The 18,816-nt window shown below is 41.5% G+C and carries 16 protein-coding genes and 1 tRNA gene; 8 read left to right on the top strand and 9 right to left on the bottom strand.

What is annotated here, in order from left to right; translation table 11 throughout:
* The first annotated feature begins 22 nt into the window (after positions 1 to 22).
* The 3 genes from B155_RS0110600 (at position 23) to B155_RS0110590 (ending at position 5,438) form a co-directional block, all read left to right on the top strand.
* A complete protein-coding gene (locus tag B155_RS0110600) occupies positions 23 to 3,283 on the top strand; it encodes an amidohydrolase family protein (protein ID WP_240386281.1) in 3,261 nt (1,086 codons plus the stop codon).
* Between the two features lie 153 nt (positions 3,284 to 3,436).
* The gene (gene speB / locus B155_RS0110595; RefSeq protein ID WP_018128246.1) at positions 3,437 to 4,213 is read left to right on the top strand and encodes an agmatinase; all 777 of its coding nucleotides are present in this window, start codon (positions 3,437 to 3,439) and stop codon (positions 4,211 to 4,213) included.
* Positions 4,214 to 4,295: 82 nt separating this feature from the next.
* Complete coding sequence (locus B155_RS0110590) at positions 4,296 to 5,438, top strand: hypothetical protein (RefSeq protein WP_157464841.1); 1,143 nt, start codon at positions 4,296 to 4,298, stop codon at positions 5,436 to 5,438.
* A gap of 93 nt (positions 5,439 to 5,531) precedes the next feature.
* On the opposite strand, the gene B155_RS0110585 is transcribed toward B155_RS0110590, so the two are convergent.
* From B155_RS0110585 to B155_RS0110550, 8 genes are all read right to left on the bottom strand, one after another.
* Positions 5,532 to 6,200: a hypothetical protein gene (locus tag B155_RS0110585; RefSeq protein WP_018128244.1), complete on the bottom strand. Its 669-nt coding sequence runs from the start codon at positions 6,198 to 6,200 to the stop codon at positions 5,532 to 5,534.
* A 153-nt stretch (positions 6,201 to 6,353) separates the two neighbouring features.
* Positions 6,354 to 8,564 carry a sodium-translocating pyrophosphatase gene (locus B155_RS0110580; RefSeq protein ID WP_018128243.1) on the bottom strand — a complete coding sequence of 737 codons (2,211 nt, stop codon included), beginning with the start codon at positions 8,562 to 8,564 and terminating at the stop codon, positions 6,354 to 6,356.
* A gap of 35 nt (positions 8,565 to 8,599) precedes the next feature.
* Entirely contained in the window at positions 8,600 to 9,157 is a 558-nt protein-coding gene (gene pth / locus B155_RS0110575; protein WP_018128242.1) for an aminoacyl-tRNA hydrolase, read from the bottom strand.
* 42 nt (positions 9,158 to 9,199) lie between these two features.
* Positions 9,200 to 9,877: a 50S ribosomal protein L25 gene (locus tag B155_RS0110570; RefSeq protein WP_018128241.1), complete on the bottom strand. Its 678-nt coding sequence runs from the start codon at positions 9,875 to 9,877 to the stop codon at positions 9,200 to 9,202.
* Positions 9,878 to 9,895: 18 nt separating this feature from the next.
* A complete protein-coding gene (locus B155_RS0110565; protein ID WP_018128240.1) occupies positions 9,896 to 10,828 on the bottom strand; it encodes a ribose-phosphate diphosphokinase in 933 nt (310 codons plus the stop codon).
* 78 nt (positions 10,829 to 10,906) lie between these two features.
* Positions 10,907 to 10,977: transfer RNA gene (locus B155_RS0110560), tRNA-Gln, on the bottom strand.
* Positions 10,978 to 11,028: 51 nt separating this feature from the next.
* Complete coding sequence (locus B155_RS0110555) at positions 11,029 to 12,192, bottom strand: DUF2851 family protein (protein WP_018128239.1); 1,164 nt, start codon at positions 12,190 to 12,192, stop codon at positions 11,029 to 11,031.
* Positions 12,185 to 12,484 (bottom strand): YtxH domain-containing protein, encoded by a 300-nt coding sequence (locus B155_RS0110550; protein WP_018128238.1) that lies wholly within the window; start codon positions 12,482 to 12,484, stop codon positions 12,185 to 12,187. Before B155_RS0110550 ends, B155_RS0110555 begins: the two co-directional genes overlap by 8 nt.
* A gap of 124 nt (positions 12,485 to 12,608) precedes the next feature.
* Between B155_RS0110550 and B155_RS0110545 the strand changes: the two genes are divergently transcribed.
* Genes B155_RS0110545 through B155_RS0110530 form a run of 4 tightly spaced genes read left to right on the top strand, consistent with a single transcriptional unit; the run spans position 12,609 to position 16,256 of the window.
* A complete protein-coding gene (locus B155_RS0110545; RefSeq protein WP_240386280.1) occupies positions 12,609 to 13,106 on the top strand; it encodes a phosphoribosyltransferase family protein in 498 nt (165 codons plus the stop codon).
* A 36-nt stretch (positions 13,107 to 13,142) separates the two neighbouring features.
* The gene (locus B155_RS0110540) at positions 13,143 to 14,018 is read left to right on the top strand and encodes a DUF3078 domain-containing protein (protein ID WP_018128236.1); all 876 of its coding nucleotides are present in this window, start codon (positions 13,143 to 13,145) and stop codon (positions 14,016 to 14,018) included.
* Positions 14,019 to 14,028: 10 nt separating this feature from the next.
* Positions 14,029 to 15,375, top strand: a complete 1,347-nt coding sequence (locus tag B155_RS0110535; protein WP_018128235.1) for a pyridoxal phosphate-dependent decarboxylase family protein — start codon at positions 14,029 to 14,031, stop codon at positions 15,373 to 15,375.
* Positions 15,376 to 15,380: 5 nt separating this feature from the next.
* Positions 15,381 to 16,256 carry a DUF3667 domain-containing protein gene (locus B155_RS0110530; protein ID WP_169331296.1) on the top strand — a complete coding sequence of 292 codons (876 nt, stop codon included), beginning with the start codon at positions 15,381 to 15,383 and terminating at the stop codon, positions 16,254 to 16,256.
* Between the two features lie 104 nt (positions 16,257 to 16,360).
* Here B155_RS0110530 and amaB read toward each other — a convergent pair whose 3' ends face one another.
* Positions 16,361 to 17,869 carry an L-piperidine-6-carboxylate dehydrogenase gene (amaB, locus tag B155_RS0110525; protein ID WP_018128233.1) on the bottom strand — a complete coding sequence of 503 codons (1,509 nt, stop codon included), beginning with the start codon at positions 17,867 to 17,869 and terminating at the stop codon, positions 16,361 to 16,363.
* A 148-nt stretch (positions 17,870 to 18,017) separates the two neighbouring features.
* Between amaB and B155_RS0110520 the strand changes: the two genes are divergently transcribed.
* On the top strand, positions 18,018 to 18,782 hold the full coding sequence (locus B155_RS0110520) for a TrmH family RNA methyltransferase (protein ID WP_018128232.1): 765 nt from the start codon (positions 18,018 to 18,020) through the stop codon (positions 18,780 to 18,782).
* Positions 18,783 to 18,816: the final 34 nt, after the last annotated feature.

Here is an 18,816-nt window from a genome sequence, read left to right as displayed (position 1 = left end):
TACCGCCTTAATTTTTGGGCTTTTGTGTACTACATCGGTTTTTAGTCAATCAAAAGATTCTGAGAAAAAGAATGGAGATTTACCGCTAGAAGCGGGGCGTGAATTCTCGTTTGATTTAAATGAAGGGTCATGGATTTCCTTAGATGTGAGTCCTGATGGAGCCTCAATGGTATTCGATTTTCTTGGAGATATCTATCTGTTACCTATCACCGGTGGAGATGCAGTTCAACTAACCAGCGGTATGCAGTTCGATAGCCAACCAAGATTCAGTCCGGGTGGCAAAAAAATCGTCTTTATCTCAGATGCCTCAGGTGGGGAAGGGGTATGGGTAATGGACCTCGAGACCAAAGAAAAGAAGCAGATTACCAAAGGGAAGTATAATGAGTATCAATCTCCTGAATGGGCGCCAGATGGCAAGTATATCATAGCTTCAAAGCAGAGTAGTGGGAATAATCATAAAATCTGGTTGTACCATGTGGATGGGGGTTCAGGTACTGCTTTAGTAAGTGGTCCGGGCAATCTTAGAATGACGGAAGGTGCGTTCAGCCCGGATGGTAGATATATCTGGTTTTCAAGACGATCGGGTGTATGGAGCTACAATGCTTCGCTTCCGCAGTATCAGCTAGCTACTTATGATCGTGAAACAGGTGAAATTGCTTCTCAAGCATCCCGTTATGGTTCTTCATTCAGAGCTACTCTTTCCAATGATGGAAGTATGTTGGTTTATGGAACACGCCATGATGCGGAAACAGGTTTAGTAATCCGAGATTTAAATACAGGCGATGAGCGCTGGTTGGCTTATCCCGTACAGCATGATGATCAAGAGTCACGTGCATCACGAGATGTATTGCCGGGCATGTCATTCACTCATGATGATAAATATGTAGTGACCTCCTATGGTGGCAAAATTTGGAAAGTACCCGTTGAAGGCGGTGAAGCGATTCAGATTCCATTCCGTGTGAAAGGAAGTATTGATTTAGGACCTGAGTTAGATTTCGATTACCCTATTGAAGACACCGAAGAGTTTACCATCACACAAATTAGGGATGCAGTACCCTCTCCGGATGGGAAATACATCGCCTTTACAGCATTGAATGAAATTTATACGATGGAGTATCCTAATGGTACACCTGAAAAGCTGTTGAAGCTCGATGAAACTCAAGCTCAGCCTGTATGGAGCCCTGATGGCAAATGGATAGCATTTGTGACTTGGGAGCCTGAAGGAGGGAAGGTGTATAAAGTGCGCACCAATGGTAGAGGGCTGAAACAGCTTAATAAAAGCCAAGGTGTATATCAGCATCCTGTTTGGAGTAATGACGGCGAGCGTATAGTGCTTGTTAACGGTGATGCCCAAGGCTTCAGAAACGCAACTCAGAGAACAGCATTTAAAGGTACCAATAACCTAGTTTGGATTGATGCGGATGGCGGTGAAGATCAATTTATCACCTACACTAACGGTCGTTCAAATCCTCATTTTGTGAATGGATCCGACCGTATTTACCTATCGGGTTTTAATGGACTGACTTCTATCCGTTGGGATGGAACCGATGAAAAGAAACATCTTCAAGTAAGAGGGGCCAGTGCTCCGGGTTCCTCAAATCGTCCAAGAGCTTCTTGGATTGAAATGGCTCCTTATGGCGACCAAGCCTTAGCTCAAGTTGGTAACGACTTATATGTGGTTACGGTACCTAAAGTAGGAGGCGATGGTGCTTCCGTAAATGTTGGGGGTTCAAGCGCATTCCCAAGTATTCGACTCACAGAAATTGGAGGGCAGTTCCCAGAATGGAGTAAAGATGCTCGAAAAATTCATTGGTCGATTGGTAATGCCCATGTGGTTTACGACCTCGATGCAAAAGAGGCATACGACGACAGCGTTAAGGCTAAGAAGGAGCAAGAAAAAGAGGAAGCGGAAGCTGAAGCTGAAACGGATGAAGAGGAAGCATCTTCCGATAAAAAAGAAAAAGATGAAGGCTATAAGCCGGTAGAAATGCGCATTGAGGTAAAAGCAAAGCGTGATACCCCAGAAGGTATATTAGTGCTTAGAGGTGCAACTGTTATTACTATGAAAGGGGATGAAATCATAGAAGATGCAGACCTCTTGATTGTGAACAATCGCATTCAGCAAGTTGGGAAACGCGGAAGTTTCACCGTGCCAAGAGGTGCTGAAATTAAAGACATGAGTGGTAAAACTATCGTACCAGGATTTGTAGATACTCATGCTCACTTCCGTCATCCAGTGAACTTACATAGAGGGGAGTTCTGGTCGTACTTAACGAATTTAGCCTTTGGGGTAATCACCACTCGTGATCCGCAGACAGCTACTACAGATGTACTTACCTATAGCGATCTTGTGGATGCTGGTAAACTACTCGGACCTCGTGTTTATTCAACAGGTCCTGGTGTATTTAGTGGGGAAGGTATTCGCAGCCAAGAGCAAGCGAACAATGTGTTAAAGCGCTACAGTGAGTACTACAACACCAAGACGATAAAGATGTATGCGGCAGGTAATCGTGAGCAACGTCAGTGGATTATCAAGGCGGCAAAGGAACAAGAGTTGATGCCAACTACCGAGGGGTCCCTAGACTTTAAAGAGAATATTACGCAAGTAATTGATGGTTACCCAGGGCATGAGCATTCATTCCCAGTATTCCCATTATATAAAGACATTATCGACTTAGTAGCTTATTCGAGAACGGTATATACACCTACGCTACTAGTAGCTTATGGTGGTCCTTGGACTGAAAACTATTTCTATGCTACCGAGCGACCTCATGCCGATCCTAAGCTAAACCGCTTTATGCCACACGAAAATCTCGATATGAGAACGAGAAGACGTAACGCGGGTTGGTTCATGGAAGATGAATATGTACATGAAGAACAGTCGCTGTTCGTGAAAGACCTCGTTGAGAATGGAGGACGTGCTGGTGTGGGAAGTCATGGACAGCTTCAAGGTCTTGGCTACCATTGGGAGCTTTGGGCAATGCAGAGTGGCGGTATGACCGAACACGACGCTTTGAAAGTAGCGACCATTCACGGCGCTGAAGCCATTGGCTTGGATAAAGACTTGGGTACTATTGAAGCGGGTAAACTTGCTGATTTAGTGATTCTAAATAGAAATCCATTAGAGAATATCCGCCATACCAAGAACATTGGGTACATCATGAAGAATGGGCGACTATATAATGCTCATACCTTAGATCAACTATATCCAACCACCAAACGATTAGGCACCTTCTGGTGGCAGAATACAGAGCCTAGAAACGTACCGGGTGTAGATAAGTAGTTTTAAAATGAAATTACCAAGGATGTTGAACGCCTTAGCGAACGCATCCTTTGGTAATGTTTATCAGGTAGGTTATGGGGCTCTAAAGTGCCTTAAGTTGTCTGATAATCTTCAGTAAAAGAATTCGATGAGCTCAACTTCAGGAATAATCGTATGAGTAGTATCATATTACAGGGTATTCTATTTGATGAAAAATCGTCCTATTTAAGAGGACCTGCTTCAGCGCCACCCCTTATTAGAGAGCAATTATACTCCGACGCCTCCAATACTTTTGCCGAAAATGGGGTTGATATCAAAACCTTAGCCATTGACGATAAAGGGGATTTTTCAATCTCTAGTTATGAAGATATAGGGAGAGTTACGGAAGAGCATCTCGGTGAAGGGAATAAGCTGCTAACACTTGGTGGCGATCATTCTATTAGCTTTCCAGTACTTGAGGAATTTAGCCATCAATACCCCAATCTGAGTATTCTTCATATTGATGCGCATGCCGATTTATATGATGAATTTGAAGGGGATAAGCATTCCCACGCATGTCCTTTTGCTCGAATAATGGAAGGGAAGTTAGCTAAGCGATTGGTTCAGGTAGGAGTGAGAACGCTAAACCAGCACCAACGGGAACAGGCTCATAAATTTGGTGTTGAGCTGTTCGAGATGAAAGATCATAAGCTATGGGAAATTCCTAGTTTTGATACTCCAGTTTATATATCACTCGATTTAGACGGATTCGATCCTGCTTTTGCTCCTGGGGTTTCACATAGGGAGCCGAGGGGATTATCTGTTAGAGAAGTGCTAGATATAATTCAGAGTATAAAGGCTCCTATTGTTGGGGCAGATATAGTGGAGTATAATCCTGAGAGAGATATCGATGGCCTCACAAGTGTTGTAGCGGCTAAATTGATGAAAGAAATACTCTCGATGATAAAGTGAAAGATTCGATTATGTTATTTTAAATCAATTATTTATTCTGTATAGAACTTACTGTATATAATTCGTGGAGTAGAGTTTCTATATGACAAAGTTTGTAAGAATAGTAACACTTTTAATAGTCTTGATATCTTCAAAATCGAGTTTAGTTTATTCTCAAGAAATACTCGATATAAAGTTTTCAAATAGTACGAAAGTAAAAAAAGTAGAAGCTTTTGAGGCGTTCTCATCCTATCAAAAAGTCGAATTTGAAAACTTCATTACTAGCTCACCTTATGAAGTCAAGTTTCATAATGAAAAATGGATTTTCATTTCTAAACCTACTTTCCAAATAACTATATATGATGGAAAATTTAAAGAGGAATTAGTTTCATTTGGAAGAAATGGACGTGGTCCCGGTGAAGGTGGTTTTATACAAAGCTATAGCATAGTGGATAATTTTATTTATCTCTATGACAGTACATTGAGAAAGATTTCAGTGTTTAAACTGACTGGAGAGCATCAATTTGATGTATTAAATGATCATCAAGATGTTCCATATCATATAAATGATTTAGAACATATTTCTGGAAATATGTTTATAGCAACGGGTATTACATTAGATGGATACGCCAGCTTAAATAAAGGTGATCTGTACAAAAATTTATTTCTAGTAAATATTACCCGGAATGGTATAACTCCAATAGATGCCCAAATAATACATCCCGATAATATTTCAAATGGTATTCAGGATTATGACATTGTTTCGTCAACTGTTACAAGTCCATATAAATTTTCAAATTCCAAAGAAGGGTTAATATTTAGAAATCAAAATTCAAATCAAGTTTACCTGTTAGTTGTAAAAGACGAAAAAATATCAATTAAGAAGAAAATTCAACTGGGAGAAAAAATCTTTCAATTGCATCCGATTGCAAAGGAAAATGAGTTTAATAGATCTAAAAAGGTTAGAGAAGAGTGGTTATTAAATGGAAGCTTCTTAATAGATGTCTATGAAAATGATGATTCCATTTTCTTTTATACTTCAAACCTGATGGAAAATTATAGCCTAAAGTATAGATTAACGGTATTACGAAAACAGGATTATAGAATATCAGATGTTATAGATATTATGGATAATGAAATAATAAGGAGAATTGATGATAGCTATATCTACACGGTTTCATATAATTCTGATAGTGATGTTTATGAATATGGTAAATTAGAAATTAGTTCAATACTAAATAAGTAGACCAAGCTTTAAATGGACTTTCTTGAAGTCGAAATTAAACAAATAAAAAAGCCACTTTATTAAGTAAAGAGGCTTTTTTGTATCTCTAAGGGCTTATAATACTGATTCGGGTAATACCTCTTCAAAGCCATGAGGTGGACGATCAAGGGTCCATGTCTCGAAGTAAAAATGACGTTCAGAACGGAATTTCTTTCCATTGATACTAAAGAAGCGGAATGCATCCGGCAGTAGCTTCTGAAGAGGATAAAAGAACTGCGTGTAAATATTCTTCTTAGAGAACATATGTAAATCGAATCCATCGTGTGCTTGTTCTTTGTAGATCACCACAAAATCGGCTTCTAAAGCTTCGCGTAAGGGCTGCTTTTTATGGCCTACATTTGAATTCGTATCTACATGAATAGCTTCGAATGTTTGGCTGAAATCACTTTTCCCAATCACTATCACTTCACCAAAGCCAATGGCATCTATAGCCTGATCAAGCGAGCCAAAATCACCATGTGCGGTTTGATATCTTTGAGTGTCCAATCCCTTTGCTAAAGCATCAACAAAATTGTTGTAAGCACTGAGAACATTAATCCCGAATTTCTCATTTTCTAAATCTGTAGCTGTGAAGTATAACCGTGAGTAAGTAGGGTCGGGCTTCATGAAATCAGCCAGTGTAGATTCGATTTGCTCCTTCGTGCGATTGGCATTGCGGTCGGCCAATTGATCAAGTCTTTGATCGTGGTGGAAGATGAGCTTAAGAATTTGTTGTGAGTTCATACGAACAAGTTTTGAAAGTAATTCAGTGTAATAAATGTCAGGTTATGGGTGAACCTGATAATTGATTATGCGCAAAGGTACGCATTGTTTAGTAGTCAAAAAAAATCCCACTCACGATGATTCATGAGTGGGATTAAAATCTACTAAATCAGATTAGATCATAGTTGCGATAACTAGAGCTACAACCGACATTAGTTTTAATAAGATGTTTAGAGATGGTCCAGAAGTATCTTTGAATGGATCACCTACAGTATCACCAACAACACCTGCTTTGTGCGGCTCAGAACCTTTACCGTACTCAACACCATCGATGGTTACGCCTTCTTCAATCATCTTCTTAGCGTTATCCCATGCACCACCAGCATTACTCTGGAAAAGTGCCATAAGAACACCAGCTGAAGTTACACCAGCAAGAAGACCACCAAGCATCTGTGCTCCTAAGGTAGGGTCGTCGCTGATAAAGCCAGGAACGAAACCAAAGAGAACAGGAACAATTACAGCTAGTAAGCCTGGAAGAACCATCTCACGGATAGAAGCAGTAGTAGAAATAGCCACACACTTCTCGTATTCAGCTTTTCCATCAGCGGCATCAAAAGTAGCTTTGTCTTCGTCAGTCCATTCTGCGTACTCTATTTCGCCATTCTTGTTCATTACGTCAAGAGCAGCGCGTAATTCAGGAATATCTTTAAACTGACGGCGTACTTCTTCGATCATGCTCATTGCAGCACGGCCTACAGCCTGCATTGAAAGAGCAGAGAATAAGAAAGGAAGCATAGCTCCTACAAAAAGAGCAGCCATTACAGATGGAGCTGTAACGTCAATACCAGGAAGGTTCACTTCGTGCGTTGCGTTGTATGCAGTTACGAAAGCAGCGAATAGTGCAAGAGCTGTTAAAGCTGCAGAACCGATCGCAAAACCTTTACCGATTGCTGCAGTTGTGTTACCCACAGCATCTAATTTATCAGTACGCTCACGTACTTCGCTTGGTAATTCAGCCATCTCAGCAATACCACCCGCGTTATCAGAAACAGGACCGTAAGCATCAACTGCTAACTGAATACCTGTGTTTGCAAGCATACCTACCGCAGCAATTGCAATACCGTAAAGGCCAGCAAAGCTGTATGCACCAATAATTGCAATCGCAATAATGATGATAGGAATAGCCGTAGAAATCATACCTACCCCTAAACCAGCAATGATGTTTGTTGCAGCACCTGTTACAGATTGCTTAACAATAGAAAGAACAGGCTTTGTACCTGTACCTGTGTAGTGCTCGGTTACAAGACCGATTAAAAGACCTGAAGCTAAACCAAAGATCGTAGCCCAGAAAACGCCCATGCTAGTGTACTCGATACCGTTGAATGTCCAAGTTTCAGGAAGCATCCAAGTAATAAGGAAGTAAGAAGCTACAAGCATAACACCAGCTGATAAGAACTCACCAAGGTTTAATGCTTTTTGAGGATCGCCACCTTCTTTAACACGTACGAAGAATGTACCTAGAATAGAAGTAAGGATACCTGTACCTGCAAGTACTAAAGGAAGTAATACTGCTGAAAGGCCGTCAAAATTATCAACCCAAGTGGTTGTAGTCATGAAAGCAGCACCAAGTACCATAGTACCGATGATAGAGCCAACATAAGATTCGAATAAATCGGCACCCATACCAGCAACGTCACCTACGTTATCGCCCACGTTATCTGCAATAGTAGCAGGGTTTAATGGGTGATCTTCAGGAATACCTGCTTCAACTTTACCTACAAGGTCAGCTCCAACATCCGCCGCTTTGGTGTAAATACCACCACCTACACGTGCAAATAATGCGATTGAAGATGCACCAAAAGAGAATCCAGTTACAATAGCGAGTACTTTGTTTACCGCGTCTGGGCCATCAATGCCAAATAAGCTAGAGAAGATCCAGAATAGAGTAGTAAGACCCAGTACACCTAAACCTACTACGCCAAGTCCCATTACAGAACCACCAGCAAAAGCAACTTCAAGACCTTTACCAAGGCTTTCGCGAGCTGCGTTAGTAGTACGTACGTTTGCTTTTGTAGCTACTTTCATACCAATGAAACCAGCTAAGCCAGAACAAATAGCACCTACAATAAATGAAATAGCAACCATCCAGCTACTAGTTTCAGGATTAGCGCTAACTGCTAAGATAACGGCTACAACAAGTACAAAAATAGAAAGAACTTTGTATTCAGCTTTTAAGAAAGCCATAGCACCGCTAGCAATACTGTCGGCAATACGTCCCATTCGTTCTGTACCCACTTCTTGTTTAGTAACCCAAGAAGATTTTAATGCGGTATAAAGTAGGGCGATAATCCCAGCCGCAATGGAGAAATAGATTATGTTTTGCATAATTCTCTTTTCGTTAGTTTATGATTTTATAAAAGTCAGTTGAAGTAGTTCATGGTTCTCTCGATACCCACGGTTGCAAACGAAAGTGCTGCATCGTGGGCATGTTTGATTGCCTTTTTTACTTCGTCAATTTCATCTTCATCGAATGGCGACAGTACAAAGTCGACTTGTCTCCCTCTTTTGAAGTCATCTCCGATACCAAAGCGTAAACGAGGGAAGTCATCGCTTCCCAATCGTTCGATGATATCTTTAATCCCATTATGACCACCTGCACTACCCCGGGCTTTCATTCGGTTAGTACCTACCGCTAGGTTAAGATCGTCGTAAACGACCAGGCAATCTTTTTTGTCGGTATTATATTTGGCGAGTAGTTTTTTCACTGCGGTTCCACTTCGATTCATGAACGTAGTGGGTTTAGCGAGTACAACTTTTCGGCCTTTATACCGACCTTCTGCAACCACAAACGGCCCTCCACCAGGGCCGAATGTAATAGAAAGTGTTTCAGCTATGCTGTCAACAATATCAAAACCTATGTTATGACGAGTGTTGTCGTATTCTGAACCAATATTTCCTAATCCAACAATTATGGACATAAGGGGATATTATTAATACGAGGCCTCGCCAAGAGGCTCTGATTATTCTTCAGTTGCTTCAGTATCTTCTGCGCTTTCTTCGCCTTCAGCTGTTGCTTCAGCGTCGTCGCCTGCTTCTTCGTCATCACCAGTATCAGCTTCAAGACTTTCAAGGAAGCCAGCACCTTTAGGTGGACGAATAGTTACAATTGTTCTGCCTAAAGCATCAATTGGGTTGATTCCATCAAGGTCTAATTCGCCTACGTGGAATGAAGCACCTACTTTAAGTGGAGAAATATCTACCACAAACTCAGATGGGATGAACTCAGGCAATACGCGGATACGTACAACTTTCATTGGTTGGAACAAACGTCCACCAGATTCAACAACACCACGTGCATTACCTGTTAAACGAACAGGAATACGTAGAGTAACTTTATGGTTGTTAGAAAGTACGTAGAAATCTGCGTGCACAGGGCGATCTGAAACTGGATCGAATTCAACACGCTTTAGAAGCGTTTTGTAAACCTTACCTTCTACAGTAAGTTCGATTAGTTTGGTTTCCTGTGAACGTAGTGTGCGTTCTAATTCTAATTCATCAACAGAGAAGTGGATGTTTTCTTCTACTTCAGGGCCGTACAATACAGAAGGAACTCTTTTTGCATTTCTCAGCTCACGATTAGCTTTTTTGCTAAGCTCGCGAGGCGTGCCTTCCATTGTTCTAAATTCAGCTTTTGCCATTTTGGATTTACTTATTCATTAATTATCAAACAGAGCACTGATCGTATCGTTGGTATGAATACGTTGAATTGCTTCCGCAAAAATATTCGCTACACTTAAAACCTTAATCTTATCAGAAGGTTGGCGTAGTGAAACCGTATCCGTAACTAATACTTCATCAATGGGTGAATCTTCGATTCGTTGGTATGCTGGTCCCGAGAGTATCGGGTGCGTACAAATTGCAGTTATATTCAATGCTCCGCGTTCTTTCATAGCGGATGCTGCATTCGTTAATGTACCAGCGGTGTCAATTAAGTCATCAACTATTAACACATTCTTTCCTTCCACATCCCCAATGATATTCATCACTTCCGACTCATTCGCTTTCGGGCGTCGTTTATCGATAAACGCTAAGCTAGTGCCGAGTTTCTTAGAATATGCGCGAGATGTTTTGAGGCTACCCACATCAGGTGCTACCACAACAAGATTCTCGATGGGGTTGGATTTAAAATGTTCGATGAAAGCCCTACTAGCATATAAATGATCTAGCGGGATATCAAAAAATCCTTGAATCTGTGCTGCGTGTAAATCCATGGTCAAAACACGATCGGCCCCGGCTTGAACCAGGAGATTTGCCATGAGTTTGGAGCCTATAGATACTCGAGGTTGGTCTTTTCGATCTTGGCGAGCATACCCAAAGTATGGGATTACTGCCGTTACCCTTTTAACTGAAGCTCTTTTAGCAGCATCCAACATCAATAGAAGTTCCATGATGTTATCTCCCGGAGGAGGGGTTGACTGGATGATGAAAATGTCTTCGCCACGGATGCTTTGTTCGAACTTTACGTAAAGCTCACCATCAGAGAATTCTTTGATAGTTACTTCACCTAGTTCGGTTCCGTAGGCTTCAGCTATAGCTCTAGATAGAGCGGGATTGCTGCGACCGGAAAATATTGCGAGAGGAGTATCCAAATTAATTTGCTAGCACTGAATATTCAGGATTACATAAAACAAAAGGATGGCTCCTTAGTCATCCTTTTGAGTGTCAAGTTGCCCGGGGAGGACTCGAACCCCCACATACTGGACCAAAACCAGGTGTCCTGCCATTAGACGACCGGGCAATTACTGCCTTGCTCGACAGACCCCAAAGATAGAAAGAGATCGAAAAGCAGTCAAGACTGAATTACTTTTTTTAGTACAAAACACTCCATACATCTTTTCTGATTACAGTAATGCTTTATTTGGTGCACTGCGCCCAATTTTCTGCCATGAATTTTGAATTCTGGAAGCGATGCACTCAGTTTTTTGTATAAAGATTTTGAGATCGGAGCCTGATAATTGTTCCAAGTGGCCAAAACTTCTGTTCGCAGAGAGTGAATATGCAAGATGGATGCGAGTGCATACAGTGCTGGCAGATACACGGTGGCAAATAAGATTTTTATTTGTGCACGTTGATGTACGCCCAAGCTTTTTGCCCACTCATTCCAGAGTAGAATGGCATCGGCGTGTAAAAAAGTATGGAAGGGTGCGTTCAAAATGGCCTGCATAAATTGTAGTGCCAAAGGAATGCGTTTTTCTGGGTAAGCAGCCGGCCTCAATCCTTTCCTGTTCCAGTTAATAGCTGGTTCGCTTTCAAAAGCAAAGTGCAACACCTTCTCTTCGAGGGTGCTACCTGAATGCCCTTCTTGAGAAAGATGCAGTGCGTGCCTGCCTACTTCTTCCATAGCTTCACGATTGTGGGATATACCAAAGCCATCAAATAATGCCCGAATTAACGCATACTTCCAAGCTTCCGACGGTAATAGTTGAGGATCATAGAAACGTAGCACATCCTTCACTTTCTTTTCTAAGTACTCGGTATGGGCTTTGTCAATTTGTTTGGCAAGCACCTCTGCATTTAGGTATTTCAGATTGCTACTGCAGGGAAATGTTGAGCGTTGATTGAACTCTTCTGTAAAAGTGTGAAGCGAATTCGATAGATGTGGCAGAAGGTTGAGGGTGATTAACTCTTCTCCCGATTGTGTGATAGCAGGGGTGTATTCATCACTTGCTACTACATGTAGAATGACGTTGTTGTAAGATGGATTGGTGTGATGCCCATGCTGTTGCCAATATTTAGCTTCGGTATGCACTTCAATTGAGCCATGCCAAGAAATACCATCAATACGAATGGTGGCCGCAAGGAAATCGGGACCATCAGAATGATTTAATACACCTGGAGATAGAACCTCGATACTCTTTCCACAAATGGATGTTAAGTATTGAGTATTGAAAAAACCGTGGTTCCATATCCATTGGAGTATATACTCTGGATATGTGAACCCCGCTTTAGACATTTTGTTCTAACTCTTCCTCGTCAAGGTGTAGCGTTTCAGTAGCTTCGTATAAATCGGGAAGATTTTCTTTCACGCTTTTTTTGAGGTTGCGTGATACTTGCTCAATCTTCTTTTCCCCTTCTTCGAGTAATCGATGGCTTTTGCCTTCCAGCCATTCTTTAGCGTCTTCAGATTGATCGTGAAGCCATTGTCTGTTTTCACGGCCTGATTTTGGGGTGAGAAGTAAACCTGCTATAACGCCACCAGCAAATGCTACTAATCCGGTTAATAAGGTTTGGGATCCTTTCGACATAGTAACCTCCTAAATTACTTTGGTTAACACTGTAAAGTTAGCGAATTATAACGAGTATATGTTTATAAGTTTCGCATGCAACAGTATTAATTTGTTACCTTCCCATGAATTTAATGGAGCGGATATGCAACGGCAAATTATACTTATGGATAAAGAGCGAATTCAACGCTCAATCAAACGTTTGGCTATACAAGTTTGGGAAAACTTAGGGGAAGACGAGCTCATTATTGTTGGGCTTAATGAACGAGGATATGCAACGGCCAATATGTTGGTGGATGCACTACATGAGATTTTGGGAACTAAAAGCCTTCAAGTGCATAAATATGATGTTAAGAACTTAACGCATAATAAGCCGCTACCGGTGTGCACCGAGAAAAGGGTACTGATCATCGATGATGTGATATTTTCAGGGAAAACCATGTTTGAAGCAGTTTCTGCTATCATAAGTACAGGAAATCCTTCCAAAGTTGAAGTGCTTACATTGGTAGACCGGGGGCATCGTGCGTATCCTATTCAATCTAATCTGACGGGTATGAATATTCCTACCAAATTTGGAGAACATATTGAAGTTATGCTTCAATCGGAACGATTAGAGCAGGTAGTTCTTTTTAAAAACAACTAATTAATAAAGATTTAACTCATAGCATTTATTCTCATCATGAAATCGATTTCTAAACTTGCACTCTTAGTAGTAGCGATTCTCATTTCTTCCAACACATTAAAAGCACAAACTATTGTAGTACCAGATACCCTAGAAGGCTGGACCCAAACGTGGGTGGCGAACTTAAATGGTTCACAAGCCTCATACGACAACTGGTCGGAAGGTGGTGTAAGCACACTAAGTGGTACTGCTTCTACCGTTTTCACAAAAATGTACCGCAAAGACCAATTTACTTTTGGTTTCCGTACCAACCTCAGATACGGCCAATCTAAAGTGGAGGGCGAAGGAATTCGTAAAACGGATGACTTGATATCGATTCGAATGAGAGGAACCTATGATTTAGAAGAAGACAGTAAAGTGGCGGCCTACGGTGCGGTTCAATTGAGAACTCAGTTTGCAAAAGGTTATAAGTATGGGGAAGGCTTTGCGGGTTCTGATTCATTGATATCTGATTTCTTTGCACCGGCATACTTAACGGAAGGAGCTGGTTTGGAATACAACGCAAGCCCAAATCTACAATTCGAAGCGGGTGTGGCTTTAAAGCAAACCTTTATTCGAGATGGTGATTTAGCACCAAACTATGGGTTAGATCAAGGCGATACCTTCCGTTCTGAGGGTGGTATCACAACAGGTATAACTTTACAGCGCCAAGTTGCAGAGAACATCAAATACTCTAGTAGTTTAGATACCTTTACGAATTTGAATCAACCTATAAGCTCTACCGATGTTTTTTGGGCCAATGAATTAGTGGGTCAAATTAACTCTCTTATCAGTGCTTCTTTTCAATTTGAGTTGAGATATGATGATGATTTCTCAAGCGAGATTCAGGTTAAACAAGTACTTTCAGCAGGTATTTCTGTAAACCTATACTAAAACTAAATCTATGAATGATCAGGCTAAGCAAGCACTCATTCGGGCGCAAGAAAGCCTGAACAAATGGAAGGAATCATTCGGAGCGTGGGAAGTTGATTCCACGCTTCAAGTTTCTGAAGAAGATCAGACACGGGTTTTTGATGAGCTTGTTCATCGTTTAGAAGGTAACTACCCTTTTCATCATCCGATTTATGCGGGGCAAATGTTGAAGCCCCCCCATCCCTTAACATGGGCGGCCTATGCAACCGCAATGATGATAAACCCCAATAATCATGCTTTAGACGGTGGGCCTCCATCCTCTGAGATGGAAAAAGAAGTGGTTGCAGACTTAGCCAAATTCTACGGTTATGGCGACCGTTATTTAGGGCACCTTACAGCAAGTGGCACCATCGCCAATCTTGAAGCTTTATGGATTGCAAGAGAGTGTAACCCCGGTAAGAAAATTGCCTTTTCATCCAATTCGCATTATACCCATGAGCGTATGTGTGGTGTTCTAGGTGTGGAAGGGGTGAAAATTCCATTAAATGACGATGGGCAGTTTGAGCTAGACGGAGTGGATGCGCAATCCATTGGAACCATCGTCGTCACTTTAGGAACCACAGGTTTAGGAGAAGTAGAGCCTTTAAATCAGATTATCCCGTGGGCTCGAGAGCATAATATTCGCATTCATATTGATTCGGCCTACGGTGGTTTTTTTAGGACGCTGAAAGACTCCAATCTAATTGATGGAACACAATGGAAACTGATGCAAGAAGCCGACAGCATTGTGGTAGATCCTCATAAACATGGCATGCAACCCTACGGATGTGGCTGTGTGTTATTTAAAGATCCTGCGGTGGGCACCCATTACAAGCACGACTCACCTTACACCTATTTCACCTCCGATGATTTACACCTTGGTGAAATCAGTTTAGAATGTTCAAGAGCGGGCGCTGCAGCCGTGGCGCTTTGGACTACCATTCAACTTTTCCCTTTAGAAGAGCATAAGGGATTTGGGCCAATCATGGCACAGTGTAGAAAAGCGGCATTAAAAGCCTATGAGTTGTTTCAAAAGAGTACGAAGTTTGAACCCTATCAGAAACCAGAGTTGGATATCATCGCTTATTTCCCAAAAGGAAGTGGTATTCAAAAGCTGTCAGATATCAGTAAGGCGGCACAGCAAGTTTTCGATAAAGGGATGGAAGACAGAAGCTTTTATTTATCCTTATTCAAAGTGCCTGCTAGCCAATTTTTAAAAAAGCATCCTCACTTTGAGGCCGATGACGAGTCGGTTACCATCCTTCGTTCGGTGTTGATGCGGCCTGAGCACGAATCATTCATTCCAGAGTTGATAGATAGATTGGAAAGTGCTATCTAATTGGCGTGCAAGCCATCGATAACATAAACACATCGTCATTGTGCCCAAATTGTGGGCAAGGACCTATAGAGGGAAATTATTGCTCGCAGTGTGGGCAACGTAAACTCTCTGAGGATGACTATTCGGTTCAATCGTTGGTAAGTGATTTTGCTTCCGAGGTCTTTAATATTGAAAACCGATTCTGGAAATCATTTAAAGACTTCCTTTTTAAGCCAGCTTCATACACCCATGCGTACTTGGCGGGGAAGAGGAAGCGGTATCTTTCACCACTCAAAATCTTTCTGATTTCCAACGCGATCTATTTCTTATTTCTAGCGATGGATGCATTTACAACCACGTTGAATACGCAGTTATATCGGTTGCCCTACAGTACCCTTACAAAAGATATTATTCTAGGTTTTATAGAAGCTAAAGGCTTTGAGTACAATGCCTTCGAGACCATTTATAATGAAGCAACGGGGGTAATCTCTAAGCTAATCCTGATATTTCTGCCCTTGATGTTTGGTGGGGTTACCTACCTCTTGAACTTTTCAAAAAGAAAGAACAAGCCCCTCGTTTTCCATTTAAACTATGCGCTAGTATTGTTCGCTTTTTTGGTACTCATAGGGGCTAGCCTTCTGCCCGGACTCTATTATGAGTTGGCTATGTTCTTGAATTCGAATCTGATGATGAAGTACTTAACGGATGCTACTATTTCCACCACAATCATAGTGTTGTTAAATGTATTCGGCTTCTTTTTGTATAGGAAGTTTTTAGCTGATCAGTGGTATCATGTAATTTGGAAGGTGCTCTCCTTTAACCTTTTCTTCATCATTATTCTTCAGTTCTATAGATTTATTCTGCTATGGGTTTCCTTAGCTTGGCTATCCATTACCCTTTAGAACAGTTTATCTCATATTCATAAAAAAACCGTTCATCACACGAATGGTGAAGAACGGTTTGAAAGTAATGCCAAAATCAGGCTTGTATAAAAGTGGGTGTTGAATTAAACGTCGAAGCTAATGCCTTGAGCTAATGGTAATTCTTCACTCCAGTTGATGGTGTTGGTTTGGCGACGCATATAAGCTTTCCATGCATCCGAACCAGACTCACGTCCACCCCCGGTTTCTTTTTCACCACCAAAAGCACCGCCGATCTCAGCACCGGAAGTACCGATATTGATATTGGCGATTCCACAATCAGAACCATGCGCACTTAAGAAGTTCTCAGCTTCACGCATGTTTAGCGTAAACATTGAAGAACTTAATCCTTGTTTCACGCCATTATGCATAGCCATTGCCTCATCGATAGTAGAGTACTTAATGAGGTATAAAATAGGGGCGAATGTTTCTTCTTGAACGATAGTGTATTCATTTTTTGCTTCCGCAATAGCCGGACGTACGTAGAATCCTTCTCGGTCTAATACATCACCACCGCACAACACTTTGCCGCCTTCTTTTTCCACTTGCTTAAGCGCATTCTGCATCATATCAACGGCATCTTGATCAATCATTGGGCCAACTAGTGTTTCAGGCTCTAATGGGTTGCCGATGTTGATGTTCTCGTAAATAGACAATAAGCGTTCTTTTACTTGATCGTAAACCGATTCGTGAATGATGAGGCGACGAGTAGAAGTACAGCGTTGCCCACAGGTACCAACCGCACCAAATACTGTAGCTCGGATAGCCATTTCAATGTCGGCGTTTTCGGTAATGATGATGGCATTGTTACCACCTAATTCAAGGATGGTTTTGCCTAAACGGCCTCCCACAACCTTCGCTACTTCTTTACCCATTCTGATAGAACCTGTAGCTGAAATTAATGGAATACGCTCGTCTTCGGTCATCCATTCGCCTACTTCACGGTCGCCCGTAACTAGCGAGAAGATACCTTCTGGGAGGTTGTTCTCTTTAAGTACTTTGGCTACAATTTTCTGAATGGCTACACCACACAATGGAGTTTTTTCTGAACCTTTCCATATCATCACATCACCACAAACAGCGGCAATCATGGCGTTCCAACTCCAAACAGCAACTGGGAAGTTGAAGGCTGAAATAATGCCTACCACACCCAGTGGATGCCATTGCTCGTACATACGGTGGTTCGGGCGCTCACTATGCATGGTTAAACCATATAGCTGGCGGCTAAGGCCTACAGCGAAATCACAGATGTCAATCATCTCCTGAACTTCGCCTAATCCTTCTTGGTAAATTTTACCCATCTCGTAGGTTACTAATTTACCTAAGGCTTCTTTGTGTTCTCTAAGTTTGTCACCAATCTGACGAACAATTTCACCTCGTTGAGGAGCTGGCATTTCACGCCAAACTAAAAAAGCTTCTTGAGCAGTTGTTACAACTTGCTCGTATTGTTCTTTGGTGGTAATGGTAACATTAGCGATGTTTTTGCCATCTACTGGAGTAATACTTGCAATTACATCTTTACTCTCTAAGTGCTTCTGGCCTGTGCTTGTACCTGCGTTAACACCTTCGATACCTAATTTCTTTAGAAAATCCATCGTCTCCACGTTTTGAATATTGATTGTGGCAAAGATAGAAAATCCATGAGCAAAAATTGGAGTTAAAGTTCGAAGCCCAAACTTAGCCTATCATTTGTTACCTTTTGAACTAAGTGCACTAAAATCCTAAGCTAATATCGTTTAAACCTTGAAAAAAGCTTCAAATAATCAGATAAAACTGCTTCGAAAATTATCTCAGAGAAAATTTCGCGAGAAAGAGGGCTTATTTTTAGTGGAAGGATTGAGAGCTGTTGAGCAAATCTTACAGAACAAATACTGTAAGGTGCAGGCTGTTTTTTGGGGGTCGAAAACGAGCCCTGAAGCTATCTCAGTATCTATTCAGGAGTATGAGTTGGATCAAGAAATATTCGACGAAGTATCGGATACCGAGAGCCCACAAGGGGTGATAGCAGTAGCAGAAATTCCCGAAGAAAAATCGATAGCGCATATAAGTGCACAAGCGAACTTCTTGATTGCAACCGACCGCATCCAAGATCCAGGAAACATGGGTACTATTATTCGAACGGCCGCTTGGTTTGGTGTGGATGGTATCTTAGTAGGAAAAGGGTCGGTGGATATTTTCAACCCAAAAGTTGTTCGAAGTACTGTGGGAGCTACCGGTGCATTGGAATATAGAAGTTCAAATTTAGAGGCAGAATTAGAGCTACTAGAAAAAGAAGGGTGGACCATTTATTTGCTCGACGGACATCCCGGTGCCCTTGAACTGTCAACGATTCCAATCATGGCTAAAACGGTGGTGGTTGTAGGGAATGAAGCAAATGGGATATCGGATGCACTCAAAACAAAAGAACGTCAAAGGGTGATGATTCCATTAAAAGGCGATGCTGCAACGGTAGAGAGTTTAAATGCCGCCATTGCACTAAGTATTGCACTTTATCAACTAAAAGGGTGAATTATCAACATTACCTTTTTGTGACTTTGTTAAG

Source organism: Balneola vulgaris DSM 17893 (assembly GCF_000375465.1).
GTDB lineage: Bacteria > Bacteroidota > Rhodothermia > Balneolales > Balneolaceae > Balneola > Balneola vulgaris.
The sequence above is the reverse complement of the archived record's forward strand: the minus strand, read 5'-3'. Positions and strand labels throughout refer to the sequence as shown.

Bases quoted from the DNA above. Each gene is read 5' to 3' on its own strand.
- speB (WP_018128246.1), top strand. From the start codon at position 3,437: ATGAGTAGTATCATATTACAGGGTATTCTATTTGATGAAAAATCGTCC.
- B155_RS0110590 (WP_157464841.1), top strand. From the start codon at position 4,296: ATGACAAAGTTTGTAAGAATAGTAACACTTTTAATAGTCTTGATATCT.
- B155_RS0110585 (WP_018128244.1), bottom strand. From the start codon at position 6,200: ATGAACTCACAACAAATTCTTAAGCTCATCTTCCACCACGATCAAAGA.
- B155_RS0110580 (WP_018128243.1), bottom strand. From the start codon at position 8,564: ATGCAAAACATAATCTATTTCTCCATTGCGGCTGGGATTATCGCCCTA.
- pth (WP_018128242.1), bottom strand. From the start codon at position 9,157: ATGTCCATAATTGTTGGATTAGGAAATATTGGTTCAGAATACGACAAC.
- B155_RS0110570 (WP_018128241.1), bottom strand. From the start codon at position 9,877: ATGGCAAAAGCTGAATTTAGAACAATGGAAGGCACGCCTCGCGAGCTT.
- B155_RS0110555 (WP_018128239.1), bottom strand. From the start codon at position 12,192: ATGTCTAAAGCGGGGTTCACATATCCAGAGTATATACTCCAATGGATA.
- B155_RS0110550 (WP_018128238.1), bottom strand. From the start codon at position 12,484: ATGTCGAAAGGATCCCAAACCTTATTAACCGGATTAGTAGCATTTGCT.
- B155_RS0110545 (WP_240386280.1), top strand. From the start codon at position 12,609: ATGCAACGGCAAATTATACTTATGGATAAAGAGCGAATTCAACGCTCA.
- B155_RS0110540 (WP_018128236.1), top strand. From the start codon at position 13,143: ATGAAATCGATTTCTAAACTTGCACTCTTAGTAGTAGCGATTCTCATT.
- B155_RS0110535 (WP_018128235.1), top strand. From the start codon at position 14,029: ATGAATGATCAGGCTAAGCAAGCACTCATTCGGGCGCAAGAAAGCCTG.
- amaB (WP_018128233.1), bottom strand. From the start codon at position 17,869: ATGGATTTTCTAAAGAAATTAGGTATCGAAGGTGTTAACGCAGGTACA.